This window comes from Streptomyces malaysiensis subsp. malaysiensis (genome assembly GCF_040653035.1).
Lineage (GTDB): Bacteria > Actinomycetota > Actinomycetes > Streptomycetales > Streptomycetaceae > Streptomyces > Streptomyces malaysiensis.
The window spans coordinates 36,361-62,223 of sequence record NZ_JBEZNG010000036.1; the positions used below are offsets into that span (position 1 = coordinate 36,361).

Below are 25,863 nucleotides of genomic sequence, written 5' to 3' on the forward strand. Positions count from 1 at the left end.
CGGGCCGGTCGTACGTCCGCTCGGGTGGCTTCCTCCATGACGCGGCCGAGTTCGACGCTGGCTTCTTCGGGATCTCGCCGCGTGAGGCGACCGCGATGGATCCGCAGCAGCGGCTGTTGCTGGAGACGGCCTGGGAGGCGTTCGAGCGGGCTGGAATCCCGGCCTCGACGCTCAAGGGCAGCCAGACCGGCGTCTTCGTGGGCGCGTCCACGCAGGGCTACGGCAGCGGGGACGGGCAGGCCCCGGAAGGCTCCGAGGGATACCTGCTGACCGGCAATGCGAGCAGCGTGGTATCCGGTCGGGTGGCCTATACGTTCGGGCTCGAGGGTCCGGCGGTCACGGTGGACACTGCGTGCTCGTCCTCGTTGGTGGCGCTGCACTGGGCGGTGCGGGCCCTTCGATCGGGCGAGTGCTCCCTCGCGCTGGCCGGCGGGGTGACGGTGATGGCGACACCCGCCACTTTCGTGGAGTTCTCGCGTCAGCGCGGTCTGGCCGCCGATGGCCGCTGCAAGTCCTTCGCCGCCGGTGCGGATGGGACGGGCTGGTCCGAGGGCGCCGGCATGCTGCTGGTCGAGCGGCTGTCGGATGCCGAGCGGAATGGGCATCCGGTGCTGGCCGTTGTCTCCGGCTCCGCAGTGAATCAAGACGGCGCGTCGAATGGTTTGACGGCGCCGAATGGTCCGTCGCAGCAGCGGGTGATCCGTCAGGCGCTGGCGAGCGCCGGGCTGGCCGCCCAGGATGTCGACGCGGTCGAAGCGCATGGCACGGGCACCAGGTTGGGTGATCCGATCGAGGCGCAGGCGTTGTTGGCCACGTATGGTCAGGGTCGGGATGCGGATCGGCCGCTGTGGCTGGGCTCCGTGAAGTCGAATATTGGTCATACGCAGGCTGCGGCGGGTGTGGCTGGTGTGATCAAAATGGTGATGGCGATGCGGCATGGGGTTTTGCCGCCTAGCCTGCATATCGATGAACCGACGCCCCATGTCGATTGGTCTGTCGGTGCGGTGGAGTTGCTGACGGGGCGGGTGGTGTGGCCGGATGTGGATCGGCGACGTCGGGCGGGTGTGTCGGCGTTCGGGGTGAGTGGGACGAACGCCCATGTGATTGTGGAGCAGGCGCCTGAGGTGGCGGAGGAGCCGCAGGTCGAGCGCGGTGAACTGCCTGCGGTGCCGTGGGTGGTGTCGGGTTCGGGTGAGGCGGCGGTACGGGCGCAGGTGGAGCGGCTACGGGCCTTCGCGGACCGGAATCCGGATCTGGATCCGGTGGATGTGGGGTGGTCTTTGGTGGCCGCTCGGTCTGTGTTGTCGCATCGTGCCGTGGTGGTGGGTGCGGATCGTGATGAGTTGTTGGGTGGGTTGGGTTCGGTGGTGGTGGGTGTTTCGGCCGGTGGTGGGTTGGGTGTGTTGTTCGCTGGTCAGGGGTCGCAGCGGTTGGGGATGGGGCGTGGGTTGTATGAGGCGTATCCGGTGTTCGCGGTGGCGTGGGATGAGGTGTGTGCCCAGCTGGACCGGTATCTGGATCGGTCGGTGGGTGAGGTGGTGTGGGGTGAGGACGGGGCTCTGATCGGGGAGACGGCGTATACGCAGGCGGGGTTGTTCGCCCTTGAGGTGTCGCTGTATCGGCTGATCGCATCGTGGGGTGTGAAGCCGGATTATCTGCTGGGCCATTCGATTGGTGAGCTGGCCGCCGCTTATGTGGCGGGTGTGTGGTCGTTGGAGGACGCGGCCAAGGTGGTGGCCGCTCGGGGCCGTCTGATGCAGGCGTTGCCGCCGGGCGGGGCGATGGTCGCGGTGGCGGCGTCGGAAGGTGAGGTGCAGGGGCTGCTGACTGATGGGGTGGCCATCGCGGCGGTGAATGGTCCCGAGTCGGTGGTGATCTCGGGTGATGAGGATGCGGTGTACGCCGTCGAGGAGATGTTCACCGCAGGTGGGGTGCGGACGCGGCGGTTGCGGGTGAGTCATGCGTTTCATTCGGCTCGTATGGACGGGATGCTTGCCGAGTTCGGCGAGGTGCTGAACGGTGTCGAGTTCCACGCCCTGAGCCTGCCGGTGGTCTCGAACGTGTCCGGTGTGGTGGCCGGTGAAGAGCTCTGCTCGGCGGAGTACTGGGTGCGCCATGTGCGGGAGACGGTCCGGTTCGCCGATGGGCTGGACACCCTCCGTGAGCTGGGCGTTGGCTCATTCCTGGAGCTGGGCCCCGATGGCACGTTGGCCGCGCTGACCGATGGTGATGGGCTGCCGGTCCTGCGCCGGGATCGTCCGGAGCCCGTGTCCGTCATGGCGGCTTTGGGTGGGTTGTATGTCCGGGGTGTTGAGGTGGACTGGGACGCGGTGTTCCCGGGCGCTCGGCGGGTCGATCTCCCCACCTACGCGTTCCAACGGCAGCGGTTCTGGTTGGAATCCGCCTCCGCCCAGCCCGAGACCAGCGCCGTTGACGCGGCGTTCTGGGACGTGGTCGAGCGCGGGGATGTGCGGGCGCTGGGCATTGACGGGGAACAGCCGTTGAGTGCCGTACTGCCTGCCTTGGCGTCGTGGCGGAGGGCGCGGCAGGAGCGGTCGGCCATCGATGGCTGGTGTTACCGGCTCGGCTGGACGCCGATCCCGGCGGTGTCCGGGGAGCCGGGCCTCACCGGCACCTGGCTGGTCGTAGTCGAGCCGGGTGCGGACGGTACCGATGTGGCCGCTGCGCTGCGGTCGGCCGGGGCCGATGTCGAGGTCGTGACGTCGGTGGAGCTGGGCGCGGGTCCGGTTGCGGGCGTCGTGTCGTCGTTGTCGGTCGAGGCGACGGTGTCGTTGCTGCAAGCCCTTGTGGCAGCCGAGGTCGATGCGCCGTTGTGGTGCGTCACTCGCGGTGCGGTCTCGGTGGTCGACGGAGACCTGGTGGATCCTGACCAGGCCGGAATCTGGGGCCTCGGCCGTGTCATCGGTTTGGAGCATCCGGACCGCTGGGGCGGGCTGATCGACCTGCCTGCCGAACTTGACGATCGCGCTGGGGAACTGCTGGTCGGCGTCCTCACCGGGGACACCGGTGAGGATCAGATAGCCATCCGTGCCACCGGCACATGGGGTGCCCGTCTGACGCGGGCGACGCCGACCGGTGAGGTGCGGACTGGCGGGGTGATGGCCGGTGGGGCGATGCCGACCGGTGACGTGATGGCCGGTGAGGTGGCACGGACCGGCGAGGCGGCGGCCGATGGGGCGACGCCGACCGGTGGCGTGGATGAGGCATCGACCGCATGGCGTGGGCGTGGTACCGCGCTGGTCACCGGTGGTACGGGCGCACTGGGCCGCCAGGTGGCGCGCTGGCTGGTGGACAGCGGTGTGGAGCGGATCGTGCTGACCAGCCGCCGGGGAGCCGAGGCGCCCGGCGCCGCCGAGCTGGTCGCCGAGTTGGGGAGCCGAGTGCGTGTGGTGGCCTGTGATGTCGCCGATCGCGAGGCGCTCGCGGCTCTTCTGGCGACGATCCCGGATCTGCGCACCGTCGTGCACGCGGCGGGTGTCCTCGACGACGGTGTGCTCGAATCGCTGACCCCGGAGCGGATCCGCGCCGTGATGCGGGCCAAGGCCGACGGCGCACGCCATCTCCATGAGTTGACCAATGGCACCGACCTCGACGCCTTCGTGTTGTTCTCCTCGGCCGCCGGGACCGTGGGCAATGCGGGCCAGGGGAGTTACGCGGCGGCCAACGCGGTCCTGGACGGGCTGGCTCAGCGGCGCCGGGCCGAGGGGCTGGTGGCCACATCGGTGGCCTGGGGAGCCTGGGCCCAATCCGGTATGGCTGCGGGAGTGGCGCGGTCGCAGGGCATGGATGCGAGGTCGGCGCTCGCCGCTCTGGGGCTGGTGCTGGCCGCCGACGAGACCATGGTGATGGTGGCCGACATCGACTGGGCGACCTTCGGGGCCCGGTTCACCGCCGCACGGCCGAGTCCGCTGCTCGGCGAGTTGCTCGGTGACGGGTCCGGGCCGACCGAGCCGACGGGTGGCGAACCGGCCGACGCGTTCGCCACTCGCCTGGAGGCCATGGCCGACCGGGAACGGGCGGCCACCGTGCTGGACCTGGTCCGTTCGCATGTGGCCGCCGTCCTGGGACACACGGCATCGGAGGCGATCGACCCGGCCCGGCCCTTCCAGGAGATCGGTTTCGATTCGCTCACCGCGGTGGAGCTGCGGAACCGGCTCACCGCGGCCACCGGGGTACGACTCCCGGCCTCCGCGATCTATGACTACCCGACCCCGGAGGCGCTCGCCGAGCATGTGTGCCGGGAGGCGCTGGGCGTGGGCGGACGGATACCGGCCCCGGCGGCGCCACGTCCGGTGGACGATGAACCGATCGCCATCATCGGGATGAGCTGCCGTTTCCCCGGCGGGGTGAGCTCGCCGGAGGACCTGTGGGGGCTGCTGGCCGAGGGCCGCGACGCCGTGTCGGAGTTCCCGGCGGACCGCGGCTGGAACCTGGCCGAGTTGTACGATCCCGATCCCGACCGCCCTGGCTCCTCGTACGTCCGGGCGGGCGGATTCCTCGATGACGCGGCCGCGTTCGACCCCGGTTTCTTCGGGATCTCGCCACGCGAGGCGCTCGCGATGGATCCGCAGCAGCGGCTGCTGCTGGAGGTCGCCTGGGAGGCGTTCGAGCGCGCCCATATGTCCCCTGCCACGCTCAAGGGCAGCCGGACCGGGGTGTTCGTCGGGACCAACGGCCAGGACTACGCTGCTCTGGCGAGCGGGGCCCCGCAGAGCGCGGAGGGGTATCTGGGCACGGGCAGCGCCGCCAGCGTTGCCTCGGGCCGGCTGGCGTATACATTCGGCCTCGAGGGTCCGGCGGTCACCGTGGACACGGCCTGTTCGTCGTCGATGGTCGCGCTGCACCTCGCCGCGCAGGCCCTGCGTTCCGGCGAATGCTCCTTGGCCTTGGCCGGTGGCGCAACCGTCATGGCCACCCCGGCGGCCTTCCTGGAGTTCTCCCGTCAGCGCGCACTGGCGGCCGATGGACGGTGCAAGGCGTTCGCGGCGGCGGCTGACGGCACCGGCTGGGGCGAGGGCGTCGGCATGCTCCTGGTGGAGCGGCTCTCCGACGCGGAGCGCAACGGCCACCGGGTGCTGGCGGTGATGCGTGGCTCCGCCGTCAACCAGGACGGCGCTTCCAACGGGCTGACCGCGCCGAACGGACCCTCGCAGCAGCGGGTGATCCGGCAGGCGCTGGCGAACGCCCGGTTGTCCGCCACGGATATCGACGTCGTGGAGGCGCACGGTACCGGCACCAGCCTCGGCGACCCGATCGAGGCGCAGGCGCTGCTCGCCACCTACGGTCAGGGGCGGCCTGAGGAGAAGCCACTGTGGCTCGGCTCGGTGAAGTCCAACATCGGGCACACCCAGGCGGCCGCCGGTGTGGCCGGCGTGATCAAGATGGTCATGGCCATGCGACACGGCGTACTGCCGCGGACCCTGCATGTCGACGAGCCCTCGCCGCATGTGGACTGGACGGCGGGCCGGGTCGAGTTGCTCGTCGAAGCGAGGGAGTGGCCGCGGAAACGAGCTCCTCGCCGGGCGGGCGTGTCCTCGTTCGGGGTCAGTGGCACCAACGCCCATGTGATCGTCGAGCAGGGGCCGGAGGTTGCCCGGCCCGATCAAGTACGCGGGCTGGAGCCGGCGTCGGTGCCGGTGCCGGTGCCGGTGCCGGAGACGGAGACGCTGCCGGTGGCGGGATCGGAGCCGGAGTCGGGATCGGAGCTGGAGTCGTTGCCAGCCCCGGGGCTGGAGCCATCGCCGCTGCCGGAGTCGGCGCGCGAGCCGTCGATGCCCGTGCCGTGGGTGCTGTCAGGTGCCGGAGAGGCCGGGCTGAGGGCCCAGGTCGAGCGGTTGGCGTCCTTCATCGACGCCCATCCGGGGCTGGATCCCGAGGATGTCGGGTGGACGCTGGTGGCTTCCCGTTCGCTTCAGGCGCACCGTGCCGTGGTGATGGGCACGGACCTCGCGGAGCTACGACGTGGGCTGGACACCGTCTCGACGGACGGCGCCGCCCAGCCCGGTCGCAAGGTGGTGTTTGTCTTCCCCGGCCAGGGGTCGCAGTGGGCCGGGATGGCGTTGGAACTGCTCGAGTCCTCGCCGGTGTTCGCGCGGCGGATGCGCGAATGTGCCGATGCGCTGGCGCCGTTCGTCGAGTGGTCGCTGTTCGATGTGCTGGGCGATGAGGCGGCGCTCGGGCGGGTTGATGTGGTGCAGCCGGTGTTGTGGGCGGTGATGGTGTCGTTGGCCGAGCTGTGGCGTTCGTACGGTGTGGTGCCGTCGGCGGTGGTGGGCCACTCGCAGGGTGAGATTGCGGCCGCGTGTGTGGCCGGTGGGTTGTCCCTGGCGGATGGGGCGCGGGTGGTGGCCTTGCGGAGCAAGGCGCTGCTGGCCTTGTCGGGCCGGGGTGGCATGGTGTCCGTTCCGGTGCCCGCCGACCGGCTCCGCAATCGTCCGGGGCTGTCGGTGGCGGCGGTGAACGGTCCGGCGTCGACGGTGGTGTCCGGTGCCGTCGAGGTGCTGGATGCGGTGCTTGCGGAGTTCCCGGAGGCCAAACGGATCCCCGTGGACTACGCCTCGCACTCCCCGCAGGTGGCGGAGATCCAGCGGGAGCTGGCGGACGCGCTGGCGCCGGTCCGGCCGCGCGGTGGGCAGGTCGGGTTCCACTCGACGGTGACCGGACGGCTCATCGACACCTCCGAACTCGACGCCGACTACTGGTACCGCAACCTCCGGCACACGGTGGAATTCCAGAGCACCGTCGAAGCCCTGATCCGCCAGGGCCACACCGTGTTTGTCGAGGTGAGCCCGCATCCGGTGCTGACCGTCGGTATCCAGGACACCGTCGACACCGCGGTCACCGCCGACACCACCCCCATCGCCGACGCCACGGACGCCGCGGACGCCACCGGTGGCGCCGACGCCACCGGTGGCGCCGGCGCCGACATCGTCGTGACCGGATCGCTGCGTCGCGATGACGGTGGTCCGGTCCGCTTCCTCACCGCCCTCGCCGACCTTCACACCCGAGGTGTGGACGTGGACTGGCGTCCGGTCTTCACCCGCACCCGGACGGTGGACCTTCCCACCTATGCGTTCCAGCGCGAGCGCTTCTGGCTGAAGCCCGCGCGGGCGGTGACCCAGGCGTCCGGGCTGGGCCTCGGCGATATCGAGCACCCCCTGCTGGGCGCGGTACTGCCGCTGCCCGGGGCCGAAGGCGGTGTGCTGACCGGACTGCTCTCCCTGGACGGACAGCCCTGGCTGGCCGACCACATGGTGCGGGGCACGGTGGTCTTCCCGGGCACGGGATTCGTCGAACTCGCCCTCCAGGCCGGTCAGCACTTCGGACGCCCGGTGGTGGAGGAGCTGACCCTACAGGCTCCGCTGGTGGTGCCGGGCCAGGGCGGGGTGCAGATACAGGTGGCCGTCTCGACGGCGGACGAGCGGGGCCGGAGGCCGGTCACGGTGCACTCGTGCCGCGCCGGGGAGTGGGTGCTGCATGCCTCGGGCACCCTCAGTGCGATGGGTGATCTCGACGTTGCCGAGACGTATCCCACCGAGGTGGCCCGGTCCCTGGAGGTGTGGCCGCCAGAGGGCGCGCGGCGCGTCGATGTCTCGGGAATGTACGAGACGATGGCGGAGCGCGGTTACGGATACGGTCCCGCTTTCCAAGGGCTGCGCGCCGCGTGGACACGCGATGACGCGATCTATGCCGAGGTGGCCCTGGAGCCGGAGGCACAGGACGTGGCGGCGCGGTGCGGTGCGCATCCGGCCCTGCTCGACGCCGCCCTGCACGGAGTGGGGCTCGGCCGTTTCCTCGCCGACCCCGGTCAGGCGTATCTGCCGTTCTCCTGGAACGGGGTGGTGCTGCACGCCGTCGGCGCCTCCGCCATCCGTGTGGTGCTCTCCCCGGCCGGTCCGGACGCGGTGTCACTGGAGGTGGCGGACCCGACGGGCGCTCCGGTGCTGTCGGTGGCGTCGCTCGCGCTGCGTCCGCTGTCCGGCCGCCGGATCGCGGACACCCGGGGGGTGGATCAGGACTCGCTGTTCCACGTGGACTGGGTCGAGACACCGCTGCCCATCGCCACGGCGGGCTCGGCACCGGATGAGTTCGATGTGTCGGCGAAGTCCGCCTCGCCGGTGAAGTTCGATGCCCCGGTCGAGTACGAAGCCCTCGCCCCGGATGCCCCGGTGCCCCACATCGTGGCACTGACCTGTGAGTCGGCCGGTGACGCGGTGTCCGCCGTCGTGTGCCGGGTGCTGGCGGTGGTACGGCGGTGGCTCGGCGACGAGCGATGTGCCCGGTCGCGGCTGGCCGTGCTGACGCGTGGCGCGGTGGCGACCGCTCCCGGCGAGAGCGTCGACGACCTCGGCGCGGCGGCCGTCTGGGGCCTGCTCCGCAGCGCACAGGCCGAACATCCGGACCGCTTCGTCCTCATCGACCACGACGGCCACCAGGATTCCCGCACGGCGCTGGCCGCCGCGCTGACCGCCGCGGCGGCCGGTGGCCATGCGCATCTCGCGCTGCGCCGTGGCCGTGCCCTGACGCCTCAGCTCGCTCCGCTCACCCCGTCCGTCACCGCCCCGTCCGTCACCATCCCGTCCGTCACCATCCCGTCCGTCACCGCCCCGTCCGTCACCATCCCGTCCGTCACCGCCCCGCCCGGCGCCACTCCGCCCGTCACCAACCCATCCGCTGCCACCCCAGCCCTGGAGGACGGGGTGCCGTGGCGGATGGACGTCACCAGCCAGGGCACGCTGGAGAATCTGGCCGCCGTCCCCTGCCCGGAAGCAGCCGGTGCCCTCGGCGCCGGACAGGTGAGGGTGGCGATGCACGCGGCCGGGGTGAACTTCCGGGACGTCGTGGTCGCCCTCGGCATGATCCCCGGCCAGGACGTCATCGGCAGCGAGGGCGCCGGAGTCGTGCTCGACATCGGCCCCGGTGTGTCCGATCTGGCGCCCGGCGACCGGGTGATGGGCCTGTTCTCCGGTGCGTTCGGCCCGGTGGCGTTGACCGATCACCGGCTGTTGGCGCGGCTGCCGGAGGGCTGGTCGTTCGCCGACGCCGCGGCCACGCCGGTGGTGTTCCTGACCGCCATGTACGGGCTGATGGACCTGGCCGGTCTCCGGCCCGGAGAATCGGTGCTGGTGCACTCGGCCGCTGGCGGGGTGGGCATGGCCGCGACGCAGGTGGCCCACTGGCTCGGCGCGGAGGTGTACGCCACCGCGAGCCCCGGGAAGTGGGACACGCTGCGCGCTGGAGGAGTGGCGGACGACCGGATCGCCTCCTCCCGCTCCTTGGAGTTCGCCGACCGCTTCGGCCGGGTGGACGTGGTGCTGAACTCGCTGGCGGGCGAGTACGTGGACGCCTCGCTCGGGCTGCTCGCCGACGGCGGACGTTTCCTGGAGATGGGCAAGACCGACATCCGCGACGGTGACCGTGTGGCCGCCGTGCACGGGGTGCGGTACCAGGCGTTCGACCTCATGGACGCGGGCCCCGACCGGGTCGGTGAACTGCTCCGGCTGCTGGTGTCGCTCTTCGAGCGAGGGACCTTCACCGCGCTGCCGACCCGTGCGTGGGATGTACGGCGGGCGGGCGACGCGCTGCGCTTCCTCTCGCAGGCACGCCACATCGGCAAGCTGGTGTTGTCCGTCCCGCAGCCGCTGCGGGAGGGGGACACCGTGCTCATCACGGGCGGCACCGGCACACTGGGCGGGCTGGTCGCCCGTCACCTGGTGGAGCGGCACGGGGTACGGGATGTCGTCCTGGCCGGTCGACGGGGTCCGGACGCTCCGGGCGCGGCCGAACTCGCCGGTGCCCTGCGGGAACACGGTGCCCAGGTGCGGGTGGTGGCCTGTGACGTGGCCGACCGGGACGAGCTGGCACGGTTGCTGGACACCGTCCCCCGCCTGCGGATGGTGGTGCACACCGCGGGCGTGCTCGACGACGGGGTGATCGAGTCGCTCACCCCGGAGCGGGTGCGCGAGGTCCTGCGGCCGAAGGTGGACGCCGCCTGGCATCTGCACGAGCTGACGGCCGATCGTGAGCTGGCGGAATTCGTGGTGTTCTCCTCGGCCGCGGGTGTCCTGGGAAGCCCCGGGCAGGGTGCCTACGCGGCGGCGAACGCATGGCTGGACGCGCTGATGGCGCGCCGCCGTGCCGCCGGGCTGCCGGGCCTCTCGGTGGCCTGGGGACTGTGGGCCGAGCGCAGCGGGATGACCGGCCATCTGTCGGACCGGGATCTCGCCCGGATGGCCAGGGCGGGTGCCACGCCTCTCGCCACCGAGCAGGGGCTACGGCTCCTCGACAGCGCCAGGGCGGCGACCGAGGCGGTCGTGCTGGCCACCCCGCTGGACGCCGCGGCGCTGCGGGCACAGGCCGACGCCGGTGCGCTGCCCGCGCTCTTCCGCGGTCTGGTCCGTGCGCCGATCCGCCGCGCGACCGGCGCGGGTCCGGTCGAGGACGAGTCCTCGCTGCGGGGCCGGATGGCCGCGATGCCGGCCGCCGAACGCCAACAGCTGGTGCTGGACCTGGTCCGTACGCAGGTGGCGACCGTGCTGGGACACGGCACCCCCGCCGCGGTCGACACGGCGCGCACCTTCGCGGAGACCGGCTTCGACTCGCTCACGGCCGTCGAATTGCGCAACCGGCTGCGCACGGCCACCGGGGTCAGGCTGCCGGCCACCGCGATCTTCGACTATCCGACACCGGCCGTCCTGGCCGGCCATCTTCTCCGGGAGCTGGACGGCACCGCCGACATGGCCGTGGCACGGTCCGCCGCCCCGGCTGCCGCCACCGACCGGGACCCGATCGTGATCGTCGGGATGGCCTGCCGCTATCCGGGCGGGGTGACCTCGCCCGAGGAGCTGTGGGAGCTGCTCGACACCGGGCGCGACGCGGTTTCGGATTTGCCGGACAACCGGGGCTGGGACCTGGACGGCCTGTACAGCGCCGATCCGGACAGCTCGGGCACCTCGTACGTCCGCGCCGGTGGCTTCGTGCACGACGCGGGGGAGTTCGACGCCGACTTCTTCGGCATCTCGCCGCGCGAGGCGCTCGCCATGGACCCGCAGCAGCGGCTGCTGCTGGAAGTGGCCTGGGAGACGGTGGAGCGGGCCGGTATCCCGGTGGCGTCGCTGAAGGGAAGCCAGACCGGGGTGTTCGTCGGCGCCGCCTCACAGGGCTACGGAACGGGGGCCGGGCAGGCCGCGGAGGGCTCCGAGGGCTACTTCCTGACCGGTGGCGCGGGCAGTGTGGTCTCCGGCCGGCTCTCGTACACCTTCGGTCTGGAGGGCCCGGCGGTCACCGTGGACACCGCCTGCTCCTCGTCGCTGGTCGCGTTGCATCTGGCGGCGCAGGCCCTGCGGTCAGGTGAGTGTTCGCTGGCACTGGCCGGCGGGGTGACGGTGATGGCGACCCCGGGCATCTTCGTGGAGTTCTCCCGCCAGCGCGGACTGGCCGCCGATGGCCGCTGCAAGGCGTTCGCCGACGCGGCGGACGGCACCGGCTGGGGCGAGGGCGTCGGCATGCTGCTGCTGGAGCGGCTGTCCGACGCGCGCCGCAACGACCACCGGGTCCTGGCGGTCGTACGGGGCTCCGCCGTCAACCAGGACGGCGCTTCGAACGGCCTGACCGCGCCGAACGGGCCCTCGCAGCAGCGGGTGGTCCGGGCCGCGCTGGCGAACGCCGGGCTGGCCGCGTCGGAGGTGGACGCGGTGGAGGCACACGGCACCGGCACCAGCCTGGGCGACCCGATCGAGGCACAGGCACTGCTGGCCACCTACGGGCAGGAGCGCGAACGGCCGCTGCTGCTGGGCTCGATCAAGTCGAACATCGGGCACACCCAGTCGGCCGCGGGAGTGGCCGGGGTCATCAAGATGGTGCTGGCGATGCGGCACGGAACGCTGCCCCGGACCCTGCATGTGGACGAGCCGTCGACCCATGTGGACTGGTCGGCCGGTGCGGTGGAGCTGCTGACCCGGCCCGCTGAGTGGCCGGGGACCTCCCGCCCCCGCCGGGCCGGGGTGTCCTCGTTCGGGGTGAGCGGGACCAACGCCCATGTGATCCTCGAACAGTCACCCACCGAGTCCGGGACCGACCCGCGGCAGGCACCCGAGCGGGCCCCGGCGGTGGTGCCATGGGTGCTGTCCGGCCAGGGCGAGCGCGGACTGCGGGCGCAGGCCGAGCGGTTGCGGTCCTTCCTGGTCGCGCACCCCGAGTCCGCCCCGGCCGATGTGGGCTGGTCGCTGGCCGCCACCCGTTCGGCGCTCTCGCGCCGGGCCGCGGTGGTCGGGGCCGACCGGGCGGAGCTGCTGGACGGACTGGCCGCGCTGGCGGCCGGCGAGCCCGCGCCGGGCGTGGTCTTGGGCACCGCGGGGCCGGGCCGGGTGGGCGTGCTGTTCGCGGGCCAGGGTACTCAACGGGCCGGTATGGGACGTGAGTTGTACCAGGCGTTCCCGGTGTTCGCGGCGGCGTGGGACGAGGTGTGCGCCGCGCTCGACCCACATCTGGACCGTCCGCTCGGCGAGGTGGTGACCGACACCACCGGCGCGCTGGACACCACCGGTGCGTTGGACGCCACCGCGTATGCGCAGGCGGGCCTGTTCGCCCTCGAAGTGTCGCTGTTCCGGCTGGTCTCCTCCTGGGGGGTGCGGCCGGACTATCTGCTGGGACACTCCATCGGCGAGCTGGCCGCCGCCTATGTGGCCGGGGTGTGGTCGCTGGAGGACGCCGCCAAGGTGGTGGCGGCCCGGGGTCGGCTCATGGGCGCGCTGCCGCCGGGCGGGGCGATGGTGGCCCTGGCCGCGCCGGAGGACCAGGTACGGCCGTTCCTGACCGACCGGATCGCCCTCGCGGCCGTGAACGGGCCGTCGTCGGTCGTGGTGTCCGGGGACGAGGACGCGGTGCGCGGTGTGGCCGAGGCGTTCGCCGCCCGTGGGGTGAAGACGCGGCGGCTGCGAGTGAGCCACGCCTTCCACTCACCGCAGATGGACGGAATGCTCGTCGCGTTCGGCGAGGTACTCGGCACGGTGGACTTCCGCACCCCGCGGATACCGGTGGTGTCGAACCTCTCCGGCGCGGTGGCGGGGGAGGAGCTGTGCTCTCCCGCCTACTGGGTGCGGCAGGTGCGGGAGACGGTGCGGTTCGCCGCCGGGCTGGAGCGGCTGCGAGAGCTCCGCACGGACACCTTCCTCGAACTCGGGCCGGACGGCACCCTCACCGCCTTGGCCCAGGCCCAGGTCACCGGGGCGGACGCCGAGTTCATCCCCACCCTGCGCGCCGACCGGCCCGAGCCGGTCACGGTCACCACCGCCCTCGCCCAGTTGTACACACACGGTGTGGAGCCGGACTGGTCCGCGGTCTTCCCCGGCGCCCGCCGGACCGAGCTGCCGACCTACGCCTTCCAGCGCTCCCGCTTCTGGCTGGAGCCCTCCCGTACACCGGGCGACGCGGCCGGCTTCGGGCTCGGCGCGCTGGACCATCCACTGGTCGGTGCGAGGGTGCCGCTGCCCGACGCGGACGGTGTCCTGCTCACCGGCCGCGTCTCCGCCGACGCCCACCCGTGGCTGACCGGTCGGCGAGTGCTGGACGTGCCCCTGTTCCCGGCGACCGGCTTCCTGGAACTGGTGCTCCAGGCGGGGCTCCAGTACGACTGCCGGACGGTGGACGAACTCACCATCCATGAACCACTCGTCCTCCCCGAGCGGGGCGCGGTCGAGGTGCAGGTGTCCGTCCGTGGCGCCGACGAGTCCGGCCGCCGCCCGGTCACCGTGTACTGCCGCCGCGACCAGCGGTGGGTCCGGTATGCCACGGCCGTCCTCGGTGCGGACCGGCCGCCCGCGCCGGAGCACCCCGAGACCTGGCCGCCCACCGGCGCCCGGCCGCTGGAGTCCGGCGCGACACCGGCGTGGCGCCGTGGCGACGAGGTCTTCCTGGACATCGAGCTGCCCGAGGTGGCCGGGGCCGGGGCCGGACGCTGGACGCTGCATCCCGCCCTGCTCGACCAGGCGTTGCGCGGGGAGGCGCTGGCAGGGCTGGTCACCGCGCCCGAGGGGGCCCATCTGCCGTTCTCCTGGACGGGGATCACCCTGCACACCACGGGTGCCACGAGGCTGCGGGCCACCCTCGCGCCCGTCGGCCCGGACACGGTCTCGCTCCAGGTGGCCGACGCCGCCGGAACCCCCGTGCTGTCGGTGGACTCGCTGGTGCTCCGCCCGGTGTCCGGACAGCGGCTGCGCCAGGCCAACGCGGCACTGTTCCGGCCGGTGTGGGCCGCTTGCCGTACGCGTCCCGAACCGGACACCGGCACCGTCCGGTGGGCGCTCGTCGGCGACCCGGACGCCTGGAAAGACGCCCGGAAAGACGTGTGGGAAGACGGCTGGGAACCGGACACGCTCGGTGCGCCGGTCGCGGTGTATCCGGACCTGTCGGCCATCGAGGACGTGCCGGACATCGTCCTCCTCCCGTGTGTATCCGAGGGTGGGACGGCGTCCGATGTGGCCGTCCGGGTATCCGAGGCCGTGCGGACGTGGCTGGCCGGGGAGCGGTTCGCCACCTCGCGTCTGGTGCTGGTGACCCGGGGTGCGCTCGCCACGGCGGCCGGTGAGGATGTCGAGGACCTGGCCGCGGCCGCGGTGTGGTCGCTGGTGGAGCCCCTCCAGACGGCCGAGGCGGGACGGTTGACACTGGTCGACACCGATACGTGGGATCTGCGCACGCTGCGTGCCGCGGTGGCCGTGGAGGAGGGCCGGGTCGCACTCCGGGCGGGAGCGGTGCTGGTACCGGACCTGGCCACGGCGGTGGCCACCGAGCAGGATCCGCCCGCCTGGGGCCCGGGGACGGTGCTGGTCACCGGCGGGTCGGCCGCGGCCGTCGCCCGGCATCTGATCGCCGAACACGACGTGCGCGACCTGGTCCTGGCCGGGGACGGCGATATGGCCGAACTGGCGGCACTCGGAGCCACGGTTCGGCTCGCCCCGTGCGATCCGGCGGACGATCAGGCGCTGGCCGAGCTGCTGGCGGAGATTCCCGGACTGCGGAGCGTGGTGCACACCGCGGCCGACGCCCCGGAGCGGACCCGGGCCGGCGCGCTCTCCCCGGAAACCCTGCGGCCACAGCTGCGGTCGGGGGTGGCGGCGGCCTGGAACCTGCACCTGGCCACGCGGGGCCTGGAACTGGACCGCTTTGTGCTGGTCACCTCCGGCGCCGGGACACTGGGCCCCGCGTACGCCGACGCGCTGGCCGCACACCGGCAGGCTCTCGGGCTGCCCGCGGTGTCCGTCTCCACCGACCTGGGCCTCGCCCTGTTCGACGAGGCATGCGCCGGACCCGGGGAGGCGGTCCGGGTCACCACCGCCATGCCGGTCCCCGCACGCACCGAAGCGGTCAGGCAGCCGGTGGAACAACCCCCGGCGGCAGAGGCTTCCGCGACCACGCTGCTGGAGCGGCTGGCCGGGCGGACGGAGGACGAGCAGGACGAGATCCTGCTGGAGCTGGTCCGTGGCCAGGTCGCCATGGTGCTCGGCCATCCGGACGCCACCATGGTCGACCCGGACCGAGGCTTCGTGGACATGGGCTTCGACTCGGTGGCGGCCGTGAAGCTCCGCAACCAACTGGCCGGGGCCACCCGGCTCGACCTGCCCGCCAGCCTCACCTTCGACCACCCCACGGCCGCCGATCTCGCCCGCCATCTGCGTGCCGAAATGCTGCCCGACGACGCGGCGGCCGCCATTCTCGTGCTCGAAGAGCTCAACAAGCTCGACGATTCGATCCTCGTGCTCGACCCGGGAAGCGCGGCACGGGTGCGGATCTCGACCCTGCTCCAGGATCTGGCCGCGAAATGGGTCGAGCGGGCGGATCGTCCATGACCACACACCTCATTTCCGACGCACGCACGTGCCTGGCAGGCCCACACGCATGCCTGACAGACGCACGCACGTGCCTGAACAGACGCACACACGTGCCAGACAGCCACACGCACCGTGCCTGGACACACCAGTCGCCCATGATGCGCAAACGAGGGAGTCAACAGTGAGCGAGACCTTGTCCCTTCCGGGGACCGTGAAGGCCGAACGGCGTTGTCCGTACGACCCGCCGGAGGACCATCGCCGACTGCGGGACATGGGCGAACTGGGCAAACTGGAGCTGCCCGGCGGGCTGGTGATGTGGTTCCTGACCAAGCACGACGACATCAGGGCCATGCTGGCCGACACCCGGTTCAGCGGTGCCAGGGTGCCGTTCCCGGCGATGAGCCCGGAGATACCGGCGGGCTTCTTCTTCTCCATGGACCCGCCGGACCACACCCGCTACCGCCGCACGCTCACCGCCGAGTTCTCGGTGCGTGGCGCACGCGAACTGACCGGCCGGATCGAGCGGCTGGCCGACCGACACCTCGACGTGATGGAGGCGGCGGGCACCAGCGCGGACCTCGTGGCGGCCTATGCGTATCCGGTGCCCGCGATGGTGATCTCCGAGATCCTCGGCGTGCCGTACACCTACCATCAGAAGTTCGACCACGAGGTACGTACGCTCCGGGAGACCGGCGGCGACGACCAGGCTGTCGGCGCGATGGCGTCCGCGTGGTGGGACGAGATGCGGGGATTCGTGCGTGCCAAGCGGGCCGAGCCCGCGGACGACATGATCAGCAGGCTGCTGCACGATGAGGTCGAGGGCGGTGCGCTGACCGACGAGGAGGTGGTCGGCATCGCGATGACCATCATTTTCGCAGGTCATGAACCCGTGGAGAACCTGATCGGCCTCGGCATGCTGGCGCTGTTCGAGGACCGTGAGCAGCTGGCCCGGCTGCGGGAGAACCCCGACCTCATCGACAGCGCCGTGGAGGAGTTCCTTCGCTACTTCCCCGTCAACAACTTCGGTACGGTGCGCACCGCCACCGAGGATGCCGTGATCAATGGTCATCCCATCGCGAAGGGCGAGATCGTGGCCGGTCTGGTGTCCACCGCCAACCGGGACCCCGAGCGGTTCGCCGACCCCGACCAGCTCGTCCTCGACCGGCCGCACGCCTCCCACCTCGCGTTCGGGCACGGTGTGCACCAGTGTCTGGGCCAGCAGCTGGCGAGGGTGGAACTGAAGGTGCTTCTGCAACGGCTGCTCGTCAGGTTCCCCGCGCTGCGGCTGGCGGTGGCCCCGGAGGAGATCAGGTACCGGGAGAACACCTCGTTCTACGGTGTCCATGAGCTGCCGGTGACCTGGGCGGCCGAGTAGTCGCGGCACTTGGGTAACGGGGGCCATGGAACAGGGACTTCCGGTGGCCCCCGGCTCATCCGACCCGGGTGACCGCCACCGCCGCCTTGAGATCCGCCCAGAACTCGGGCCGGATGCCGACGCGGTGGCCCAGCCGGTAGACGGTGGTCCTGGCCCGGCCGCGCACCCGCAGATGTACTTCGGTCGGTCCCGGGTGGGCCTGGAGGATCTCTTTGAGCTGTTGCACGGAGCGCGGGGTCACCCGCGCTTCGAGCATCTCCAGACACAGCGGGGCATGGCGGGCGCTCAGGTCGGGGACCGATAGCTCCATCGCCACCAGCCGTGGCACGTCCTCGCGTCTGTCGAGGCGGCCCTTGACGAACACCACCGTGTCCTCGATGAGTTGGCCCGACACCAGCTGATAGGTGGCGGGGAAGACCATGCACTCGATGGATCCGGCGAGGTCCTCCACGGTGGCGATGGCCCAGGCGTTGCCCTGTTTGGTCATCTTGCGCTGGAGGCCGGAGATGATGCCGCCGACCGTGACGACCGCGCCGTCCGGGAAGTCACCGCCGGTGAGCTGTGCTACGGCGGCGTCCGCCCTGCCGGCCAGCAGCTGCTCCAGACCGAGGAGCGGGTGGTCGGACACGTACAGCCCCAGCATCTCCCGCTCCTGGGCCAGCAGATACGGCTTGTCCCACTCCTCGGAGGAGAACTCGACATCGAGGCCGAAGCCCGGCCCGTCGCCACCCCCGCCGTCACCGCTCATACCGCCGAAGAGGTCGAACTGCCCCTCGGCCTCCTTGCGCTTGACCGCGACCACATTGTCGATCAGCGCCTCGTAGTGCGCCGTCAGCCCCTTGCGGGTGTGGCCCATCGGGTCGAACGCGCCCGCCTTGATCAGCGATTCGGTGGTGCGCTTGTTGCACGCGGTGATCTCGATCTTGTCCAGGTAGTCGGGGAACGAGGTGAACCTCCCCCTGGCCTTGCGGGCGTGGACGACCGCCTCGACGACATGGGCCCCGACGTTGCGAACGGCTTCCAGACCGAAGAGGATCACATCGTCGCCCTGGGCTGCGAAGTGGTGCACCGACTCGTTCACATCCGGCGGCAGCACCTTGATGCCCATGCGGCGGCACTCGTTGAGGTAGACGGCGGACTTGTCCTTGTCGTCCTTGACGGAGGTGAGCAGCGCCGCCATGTACTCCGCCGGATGGTTGGCCTTGAGATAGGCGGTCCAGTACGAGACGAGCGCGTAGGCGGCGGCGTGCGCCTTGTTGTAGGCGTAGCCCGCGAAGGGCACCAGCACGTCCCAGACCGCCTGGACGGCCTCGTCGGAGTAGCCGCGCTCCCGGCAGCCGTCGCGGAACGGGATGAACTCCTTGTCCAGGACCTCCTGCTTCTTCTTGCCCATGGCCCGGCGCAGCAGGTCGGCCTGGCCGAGTGAATAGCCTGCGAGCGCCTGGGCGGCCTTCTGGACCTGCTCCTGGTAGACGACCAGGCCGTAGGTGATGTCGAGGACGTCCCTGAGCGGCTCCTCAAGCTCCGGGTGGATCGGGGTGATCTCCTGCTGGCCGTTCTTCCGCAGGGCGTAGTTGATATGCGAGTTCATGCCCATCGGGCCGGGCCGGTACAGCGCGGTGACCGCGGTGATGTCCTCGAACTGGTTGGGTTTCATCAGCCGGAGGAGCGAGCGCATCGCGCTGCCGTCGAACTGGAACACACCGAGGGTGTGGCCACCGCTGAGCATCTCGAAGGTCTTGCGGTCGTCCAGCGGCAGATCCAGCAGCTTGAGGTCGATGCCCTTGTCGGCGCGCACCATCGCGACGGCGTCGTCCATGATGGTGAGGTTGCGCAGGCCCAGGAAGTCCATCTTCAGCAGGCCGAGCGACTCACAGGTGGGGTAGTCCCACTGTGTGATCGTGACCCCGTCGGTGTGCCGCACCCAGACCGGGACATGGTCCACGATCGGCTCGCTCGACATGATCACACCGGCGGCGTGCACACCCATCTGCCGCACCAGGCCCTCGACACCCTTGGCGGTGTCGATGACCTTCCGCGCATCCGGCTCGTTCTCGTACATCGCCCGCACCTCGCCCGCCTCGCTGTAGCGGGGGTGCTTCTCATCGGTGATACCGGACAGCGGAATGCCCTTGCCACCGACGTCGGCGGGCATGGCCTTGGTGATGCGGTCGCCCATCGCGTACGGATAGCCGAGCACCCGGGCCGAGTCCTTGATGGCGTTCTTGGCCTTGATGGTGCCGTAGGTGCCGATCATGGCGACCTTGTCGGAGCCGTACTTCTCCGTCACATAGCGGATCACCTCCACCCGCCGACGCTCGTCGAAGTCGATGTCCACGTCCGGCATGGACACGCGCTCGGGGTTGAGGAACCGCTCGAAGATCAGCCCGTGGTCCACCGGGTCCAGGTCGGTGATGCCCATGGCGTACGAGACGATCGAACCGGCCGCCGAACCACGGCCCGGCCCGACGGCGATGCCCTGCTGCTTGGCCCACATGATGAAATCGGCGACCACGAGGAAGTAGCCCGGGAACCCCATCTGGATGATGACGTCCATCTCGTACTCGGCCAGCTTCTGCCGGTCCTCCGGTACGCCACTCGGATAACGCCGGGCCATTCCGCGCCGGACCTCCTCGCGGAACCAGGTGACCTCGGTATGGCCCTCGGGGACGTCGAAGCGCGGCATCAGGTCGCGCTTGTCGAACATACCGGTGGTGTCGATCTGCTCGGCGACCAGGAGCGTGTTGCGGCAGCCCTCCTGCCAGGCGTCCGAGGAGTCGATGGCGTACATCTCCTCGGTGGACTTCAGGTAGTAACCGGTGCCGTCGAAGCGGAAGCGGTCCAGATCCGAGAGGTTCTTCCCGGTCTGGATGCACAGCAGCGCATCGTGTGCGGTGGCCTCGTCCGCGTAGGTGTAGTGCGAGTCGTTCGTCACCAGCGGCCGGATGCCCAGCTTCCTGCCGATGTCCAGCAGCCCGTCGCGGACCCGGCGCTCGATCTCGATGCCATGGTCCATCAGCTCCAGGAAGTACCGGTCCTTGCCGAAGATGTCCTGGTACTCGGAGGCCGCCTTCAGCGCCTCGTCGAACTGGCCCAGCCGCAGCCGGGTCTGTAGCTCACCGGATGGGCAGCCGGTCGAGGCGATCAGCCCCTCGGCGTGCTCGGCGATGACCTCCTTGTCCATCCGTGGCCACTTCTGGAGCCAGCCCTGGGCATACGCGTCCGACGACAGCCGGAACAGATGGTGCAGCCCGGTGTTGTCCGCCGCCCAGATCGTCTTGTGGGTGTAGCCGCCCGAACCGGAGACATCGTCGCGCTTCTGATGGGGCTGCCCCCACTGGATCTTGCGCTTGGTGCGCCGTGACTCCGGTGCGACATACGCCTCGATCCCGATGATCGGTGTTACACCCGAGGCCGTGGCCTGCTGGAAGAAGTCATACGCGCCATGGAGGTTGCCGTGGTCGGTCATGGCGATGTGCGACATGCCCATCTCCCGGCAGGCGCCGAAGAGATCCTTCAGCCGGGCCGCGCCGTCCAGGAGCGAGTACTGCGTGTGCACATGCAGATGGGTGAAAGGCTGTGCCACTCCTTCCCCCGGATCAGGAGTCGGACTCGAGGGCCTGGGCGATCCGCCGCAGGCCCGTGGCCACCTCCCGCGCCGAGGGGGCGCGCTCGGGATCGACCAGCCACTGCTGGGTCAGACCGGCGATCAGGGCCATATGCACCGACCCCACCGCACGGGCCACTTCGCCGTCCTCCGCGCCCTCGATGCCGTGCAGATCGGCCGCCAGCGTGGTTCGGGCCCCTTCGAACGCCTCGGCGAGCTGCTGCCGGACCTCGGCGGAGCGTTCGGCCTGGGCGAGCGCCTCCGCGCTGGCCACCAGCAGCGGCCGATCCGTGGTCTCGGACTCGACGACCCGGGCCCACATCGACTCCACTCGCGCCCCCGCCCCGGAGCCCGCCACGGGCTCCGCCGAGCCGGACCGCACCTTCTCGCTCCACTCGTCGAGCGTTTCCAGGAGCGCCGCGTTGAGCAGCCGCTCCTTCGAACCGTAGTGGTAATTGATCGTGCCGAGCGGTGCGTTGGCGGCGGCGGCGATGTCACGCGAGGTCGTACGGGCGAATCCCCGCTCCTCCAGGCATCGCTTCGCCCCGGCCATCAACTGTTCCCGATGTCCCATGCCGACCACCCTACCCCAGGTTTGAACGCTCGTTCAGGACACTCGTTCAGTATGTACGTTCAGAACGCTGGTTCAGGCCGTAGGTCGGGTCGTGGTTTCTTGGGCCAGGGGGCAGGAGGTCAGCTGTGGCTCGCGGCCGGTTCCTGCTGGGGGAGGGGCGCCTGCTCATGCCGGGGGAGCAGCAGCGGGGTCGCCAGGCTGAGGAGGCCGGCTATGGCGACCGCGATCCGGGGCCCGGTGACACCGGCCAGCAGACCCCACAGGGCGGTCAGGGCCGCGACGGTGGCCTTGCTGCTGACCGACCACGCGGAGAGGGTACGGGCGACCCGGTCCGCCGGGGTCCGTTCGAGCCGATAGGTGGCGTACACCGGGTTGAACACGCCCATACAGCAGATCAGCCCCAGCTCCACCGCCATGACGAGCACCAGCCCCGCCACACCGGGGCGTACGAAGGCCAGCCCCGGCAACCAGCACGCCCGCAGCGCCCCCGTCGTCAGCATGACCCGGTGCCGCCCGAACCGCGCCACGAGCCGGGGGGAGAGCCGTGAGCCGATCAGCCCGCCGACACAGGGCAGTGCGAAGGCCAGGGCGTACTGCCAGGGCGCGAACCCCAGGTCGCCCAGCATGAGGACGGCGAGCAGCGGCGCCGTCGCCATGATCAGCCCGCCCACCAGGACCGTGTTGAAGAACAGCGGGCGCAGCGCCGGATGCGTCAGGATGTACCGCCAGCCCTCCAGCAGATCACCGGCCCGGAGCCGTGAAGGCGTGCCGGTGCGCGCGGGCCGTGGCTCCTCACCGCCGATCGCACGGATCCCCGCCGCGGAGAGCAGAAAGCTGACCGCGTTGGCCGCCACGGTCATCACCGGGCCGAAGAGCCCGACCGCGGCCCCGCCGATGGGCGGTCCCACCATGGTGGCGGTCCAGGCCGTGGACTCGAACCGCCCGTTCGCCACCAGCAGGTCGTCCCCTGGCACCAGCGCCTTCAGACACGCCCCGCTGGCCGCGGTGAAGGCGATGTCGGCCGCGGAGACGACGACGGAGACCACCACGAGCTGGGCGAAGGTCAGCCGGTCGAGCAGAAAGAGAACGGGGACGGTCATCAGGGCCGCGAACCGGACCACGTCCATCGCGATCATCACCGGCCGCTTGCGGCGGAACTCCATCCACGGCCCGAGCGGCACCGCCACCATCGCCCCCACCGCGAGCCCCGCGGCCGCCAGCAGCGACACCTCGGCCGACCCGGCGTGCAGAACAACGATCGCGATGATCGGGAACGCGTCGAACGCGAGCCAGGTGCCGAACGCACTGACCGCGTAGGCCGCCCATAGCCATCCGAACTGCCGCCCCAGCGACCGTCTCGCCCCCATGCGCAGCGCACTCCTCGCCGTCTCGCCCGATGAACCTCATGTGGAACGGGCGATATCCAAGCGAGCGGATGGCGGGCGGTTCAAACAACGTCCACGACATGCCACAACCAAACGTTGTACGGCTAAGGTGGCCGACGTGGATCTCAAGGCCGTGCGCACCTTCGTCGCCGTCGCGGACGCGGGACAGTTCCAGGAGGCGGCAGCCGATCTGTCCATCACCCAGCAGGCCGTCTCCAAGCGCATCGCCACGCTGGAGAAGGAGCTCGGTGTGCGGCTGTTCACCCGCACCGCGCGCGGGGCCCGGCTCACCATCGACGGACAGGCGTTCCTGCCCCACGCCCGTGAGCTCCTGCGGGCCGAGGAGCGGGCCGCCGCCTCCGTACGGCCCGGCCGCCGTGCGCTGCGTGTCGATGTGATCGGGCGGCGGCTCGCACCGGCCGATCTGCTGCGGGGCTTCCACGGCGCGCACCCCGAGGTCGAACTCGATGTGGTGACCCTCTTCGACGCCGACGCGGCCATCGCGGCAGTGCGCACCGGCACGATCGACGCGTCGTTCCGGGCGGTCACCGTGCCCGCGCGGCGGCTCCCCGGCGGCGTCGAGGCCACCCGTGTGCACGACGAACCCGTCCAGCTCCTGACCGGACCGTCCCATGAACTCGCCGCCGCCCGCGCGGTCACCCCGGGCGAACTCACCGGGCACCGGATCTGGATGCCGGGCCTCGTCGCCGGTACCGAATGGGCCGCCTACTACGACGACCTCGCCGCCAGGTTCGGGCTCACCATCGACGCGATCGGCCCCTACTTCGGGCTCGAACCACTCCTCGACACGATCGCCGACTCCTCGACGCTGGCGACCTTCGTCGGCGAATGGACCCACCTGGTCCGGCCCGCCGACTACGGTCTGCGCCGCATCGCGGTGCACCACCCGACCCCGGTCTATCCGCACTCGCTGATCTGGCACCGCGACAACCCGCACCCCGCCCTCACCGCGCTCCGCGACCACCTCGTCTCCGCGCGGCCCGACCACCATGACGGCGACGCCTGGACACCGGAGTGGGCGTGGTGAGCGTCCGGGGCTTCTCGCGTTTTGTCACGTGACCGTCGTGTCGAGCAGTCATCGTGCCGTGTGGTCGCTCGTGCCGTGTGGTCGTTCGTGCTGTCGTGCTGTGTGGTCGTTCGTGCTGTGCGATCGTTCTACCCTGCGGCGCGTGTTCGTACGACCCGCCGTGCTGTGCGACCCGCGGATCTCAGGCGCCGAACCGGCCGCCGGTCAGCCGTGCCAGCGGGCTGCGACGCCGGGCGGCGCGCCTCCGCAGGACGATCGCCGCGGTGGCGCCCGCAGCCGCGGCACCCGCACCGGCGACGGCTGTCAGCACCTTCCGCGCCTTGATGGCCGTCCAGGCCGAACCGGCCGCCGCGGCCGCCTTCTTGGGCGCCTCCGCCGCCACCGTACGACCGGTGGTCACGGCCTTCTCGGCGGCCACATGGGCCTTGTCGGCCGCGACATGGGCGGTGTGCGCCGCCGTTGTCGCCGCGCCCGACGCCGCGGTCTTCGCCGTGGTACCTGCCTCACCAGCGGTGTCCTTGGCCTTTCCCGCGGTCTCCTTGGCCTTGGTGGCGGTGGCCTTCGCGTTCGTGTTCGAGCTCCGGGCAATGGTGTGTGCGTTCTTCTTCTCGCTCATGTCCACCGCGTTACCACTCGGCCCGACAGCAAACCCGCGCACCGATGCACCCACGGGGCCGCACCGACCCGTCCCCGGGGTCGTGCCCTTTGCTTTGGCACGACCGCCGGGGTGGCGCACCGACCGGTGCGCCACCCTTGGCTCATTCGTCGCCGCCCGAGCCGCGCCGCTGCTGGAACAGCACAAAACCCCCGGCCAGGGCCACCAGACAGACCCCGGCGATGACTGCCACGGCGGGCCACGGGGACCCGTCGTCCGACGACGCGCCCTGCGAGGACTCCTTCGGCTCGGCCGACGCCTCCTCCGCCTTCGACTCGAATGTCAGCGTGACGTTCTTCGCCAGTGCGTGGGAGTCGGTGGCGCTCACTTCGGTGTGGGCCAGGGCGGGGATGGCCGTGGCGAGGACGAGCGCCGATGTGGCGAAGGCCAGGGCGCCGATCCGCCGCTGGCGCTGGCGGGACAGCGGACGACGATGTGCGTTCACGTATCTCTCCTCGTCAAGGGTCGGACACCCGAGCCCTCCGCGTCGGCCACCAGGTGCGGTTCACCAGGTGTGCCGCACTCCCCGGTACGTACGGTCCGGACACGGTGTTCACCGCGCCCGGACCAAACAACCCGCTTGTCATACGCGGGCGTTGGGCTTACGACGAGGAGGGCGTCCAGACCGTCCCGCGCGCCTCGTACTCCAGCATGGTCTCCACCCCGATCGCGGCGTCCGCTCCGAGCTCGCGCTTGACCAGCCACAGGCCCAGCTCCAGGCCCGAGGAGATACCACCGGCCGTGACCAGATCCCCGTCGTCGACGACGCGGGCGTCCTTGACGATGCCACCCTGCTCCTTCAGATCCGCCTTCGCACCGTGATGTGTGGTGCAGGGACGGCCCTTGGTCAGACCGGCGGCGGACAGCAGCAGCGCCCCCGTGCAGAGCGAACTGATCGTCAGGCCCTTGCGCGGTGCCGCGGCGAGCGCCTTCGGCAGAACACCATCGGCTATCTCCGCCCAGATACCGGGGCCGTTGCGGCGGGCGTACCCGCCGCCTGGCACCACGATCAGATCCGCCTCCTCCGGGGCCCAGCGGTGCGTCACCTGGATGCCCGTGCCGTACGACGCACGAATCTGCCGGGGCTGCCCCGTGGTGACGTAACGGACCTCCACCCCGCGCGGGTCGTGCATGGCGGCGGCGGAGAAGACCTCAAAGGGAGCGATACAGTCCAACTCCTCGACCCCGTCGAACATCACGATATGGACGCGCAGCGGCCCGGTCCGCCGGGGCGCTGCCGTCGCCGTCCCCGTGTTCACGGCGGTGGCTGTCAGTGTCCCGGCGGCGATGGTCGCCGCGCCGGCCGCGGTCGTCCGGCTGAGAAAGTGCCTGCGTTCCAACGGTGTGCCTCCTGTCCCTCGCGGTCCTACT

General features: G+C 71.0%; 9 protein-coding genes (1 of these 9 only partly in view). 3 read left to right on the plus strand and 6 right to left on the minus strand.

All coding sequences use genetic code 11. The features are described from left to right. Both AB0E24_RS40740 and AB0E24_RS40745 read left to right on the plus strand, forming a co-directional pair. On the plus strand, positions 1-15,866 hold the 3' portion of the coding sequence (locus tag AB0E24_RS40740) for a type I polyketide synthase (protein ID WP_359384701.1). Its footprint begins 17,962 nt before the window's first position; only the last 15,866 of its 33,828 coding nucleotides appear in the window; its start codon lies off the left edge, out of view; it ends in the stop codon at positions 15,864-15,866. Between the two features lie 163 nt (positions 15,867-16,029). Beyond that, positions 16,030-17,223 (plus strand): cytochrome P450, encoded by a 1,194-nt coding sequence (locus tag AB0E24_RS40745; RefSeq protein ID WP_359384703.1) that lies wholly within the window; start codon positions 16,030-16,032, stop codon positions 17,221-17,223. A 55-nt stretch (positions 17,224-17,278) separates the two neighbouring features. On the opposite strand, the gene dnaE is transcribed toward AB0E24_RS40745, so the two are convergent. The 3 genes from dnaE to AB0E24_RS40760 all read right to left on the minus strand — a co-directional run bounded on the left by dnaE (position 17,279) and on the right by AB0E24_RS40760 (position 22,771). Then, entirely contained in the window at positions 17,279-20,809 is a 3,531-nt protein-coding gene (gene dnaE, locus AB0E24_RS40750; protein ID WP_359384704.1) for a DNA polymerase III subunit alpha, read from the minus strand. A 13-nt stretch (positions 20,810-20,822) separates the two neighbouring features. Beyond that, positions 20,823-21,404: a TetR/AcrR family transcriptional regulator gene (locus AB0E24_RS40755; protein ID WP_232636689.1), complete on the minus strand. Its 582-nt coding sequence runs from the start codon at positions 21,402-21,404 to the stop codon at positions 20,823-20,825. 119 nt (positions 21,405-21,523) lie between these two features. Further along, the gene (locus AB0E24_RS40760; RefSeq protein ID WP_359384707.1) at positions 21,524-22,771 is read right to left on the minus strand and encodes an MFS transporter; all 1,248 of its coding nucleotides are present in this window, start codon (positions 22,769-22,771) and stop codon (positions 21,524-21,526) included. A gap of 136 nt (positions 22,772-22,907) precedes the next feature. On the opposite strand from AB0E24_RS40760, the gene AB0E24_RS40765 reads away from it, so the two are divergent. Further along, positions 22,908-23,837, plus strand: a complete 930-nt coding sequence (locus tag AB0E24_RS40765; protein WP_099012629.1) for a LysR family transcriptional regulator — start codon at positions 22,908-22,910, stop codon at positions 23,835-23,837. A gap of 181 nt (positions 23,838-24,018) precedes the next feature. Here the strand turns inward: AB0E24_RS40765 and AB0E24_RS40770 are convergent, their stop codons facing one another. The 3 genes from AB0E24_RS40770 to AB0E24_RS40780 all read right to left on the minus strand — a co-directional run bounded on the left by AB0E24_RS40770 (position 24,019) and on the right by AB0E24_RS40780 (position 25,832). Next, the gene (locus AB0E24_RS40770; protein WP_141729674.1) at positions 24,019-24,453 is read right to left on the minus strand and encodes a hypothetical protein; all 435 of its coding nucleotides are present in this window, start codon (positions 24,451-24,453) and stop codon (positions 24,019-24,021) included. A gap of 142 nt (positions 24,454-24,595) precedes the next feature. Beyond that, positions 24,596-24,937 (minus strand): hypothetical protein, encoded by a 342-nt coding sequence (locus AB0E24_RS40775; RefSeq protein WP_359384710.1) that lies wholly within the window; start codon positions 24,935-24,937, stop codon positions 24,596-24,598. A gap of 157 nt (positions 24,938-25,094) precedes the next feature. Then, positions 25,095-25,832 (minus strand): DJ-1/PfpI family protein, encoded by a 738-nt coding sequence (locus AB0E24_RS40780; RefSeq protein WP_069867591.1) that lies wholly within the window; start codon positions 25,830-25,832, stop codon positions 25,095-25,097. Between the last annotated feature and the right edge of the window lie 31 nt (positions 25,833-25,863).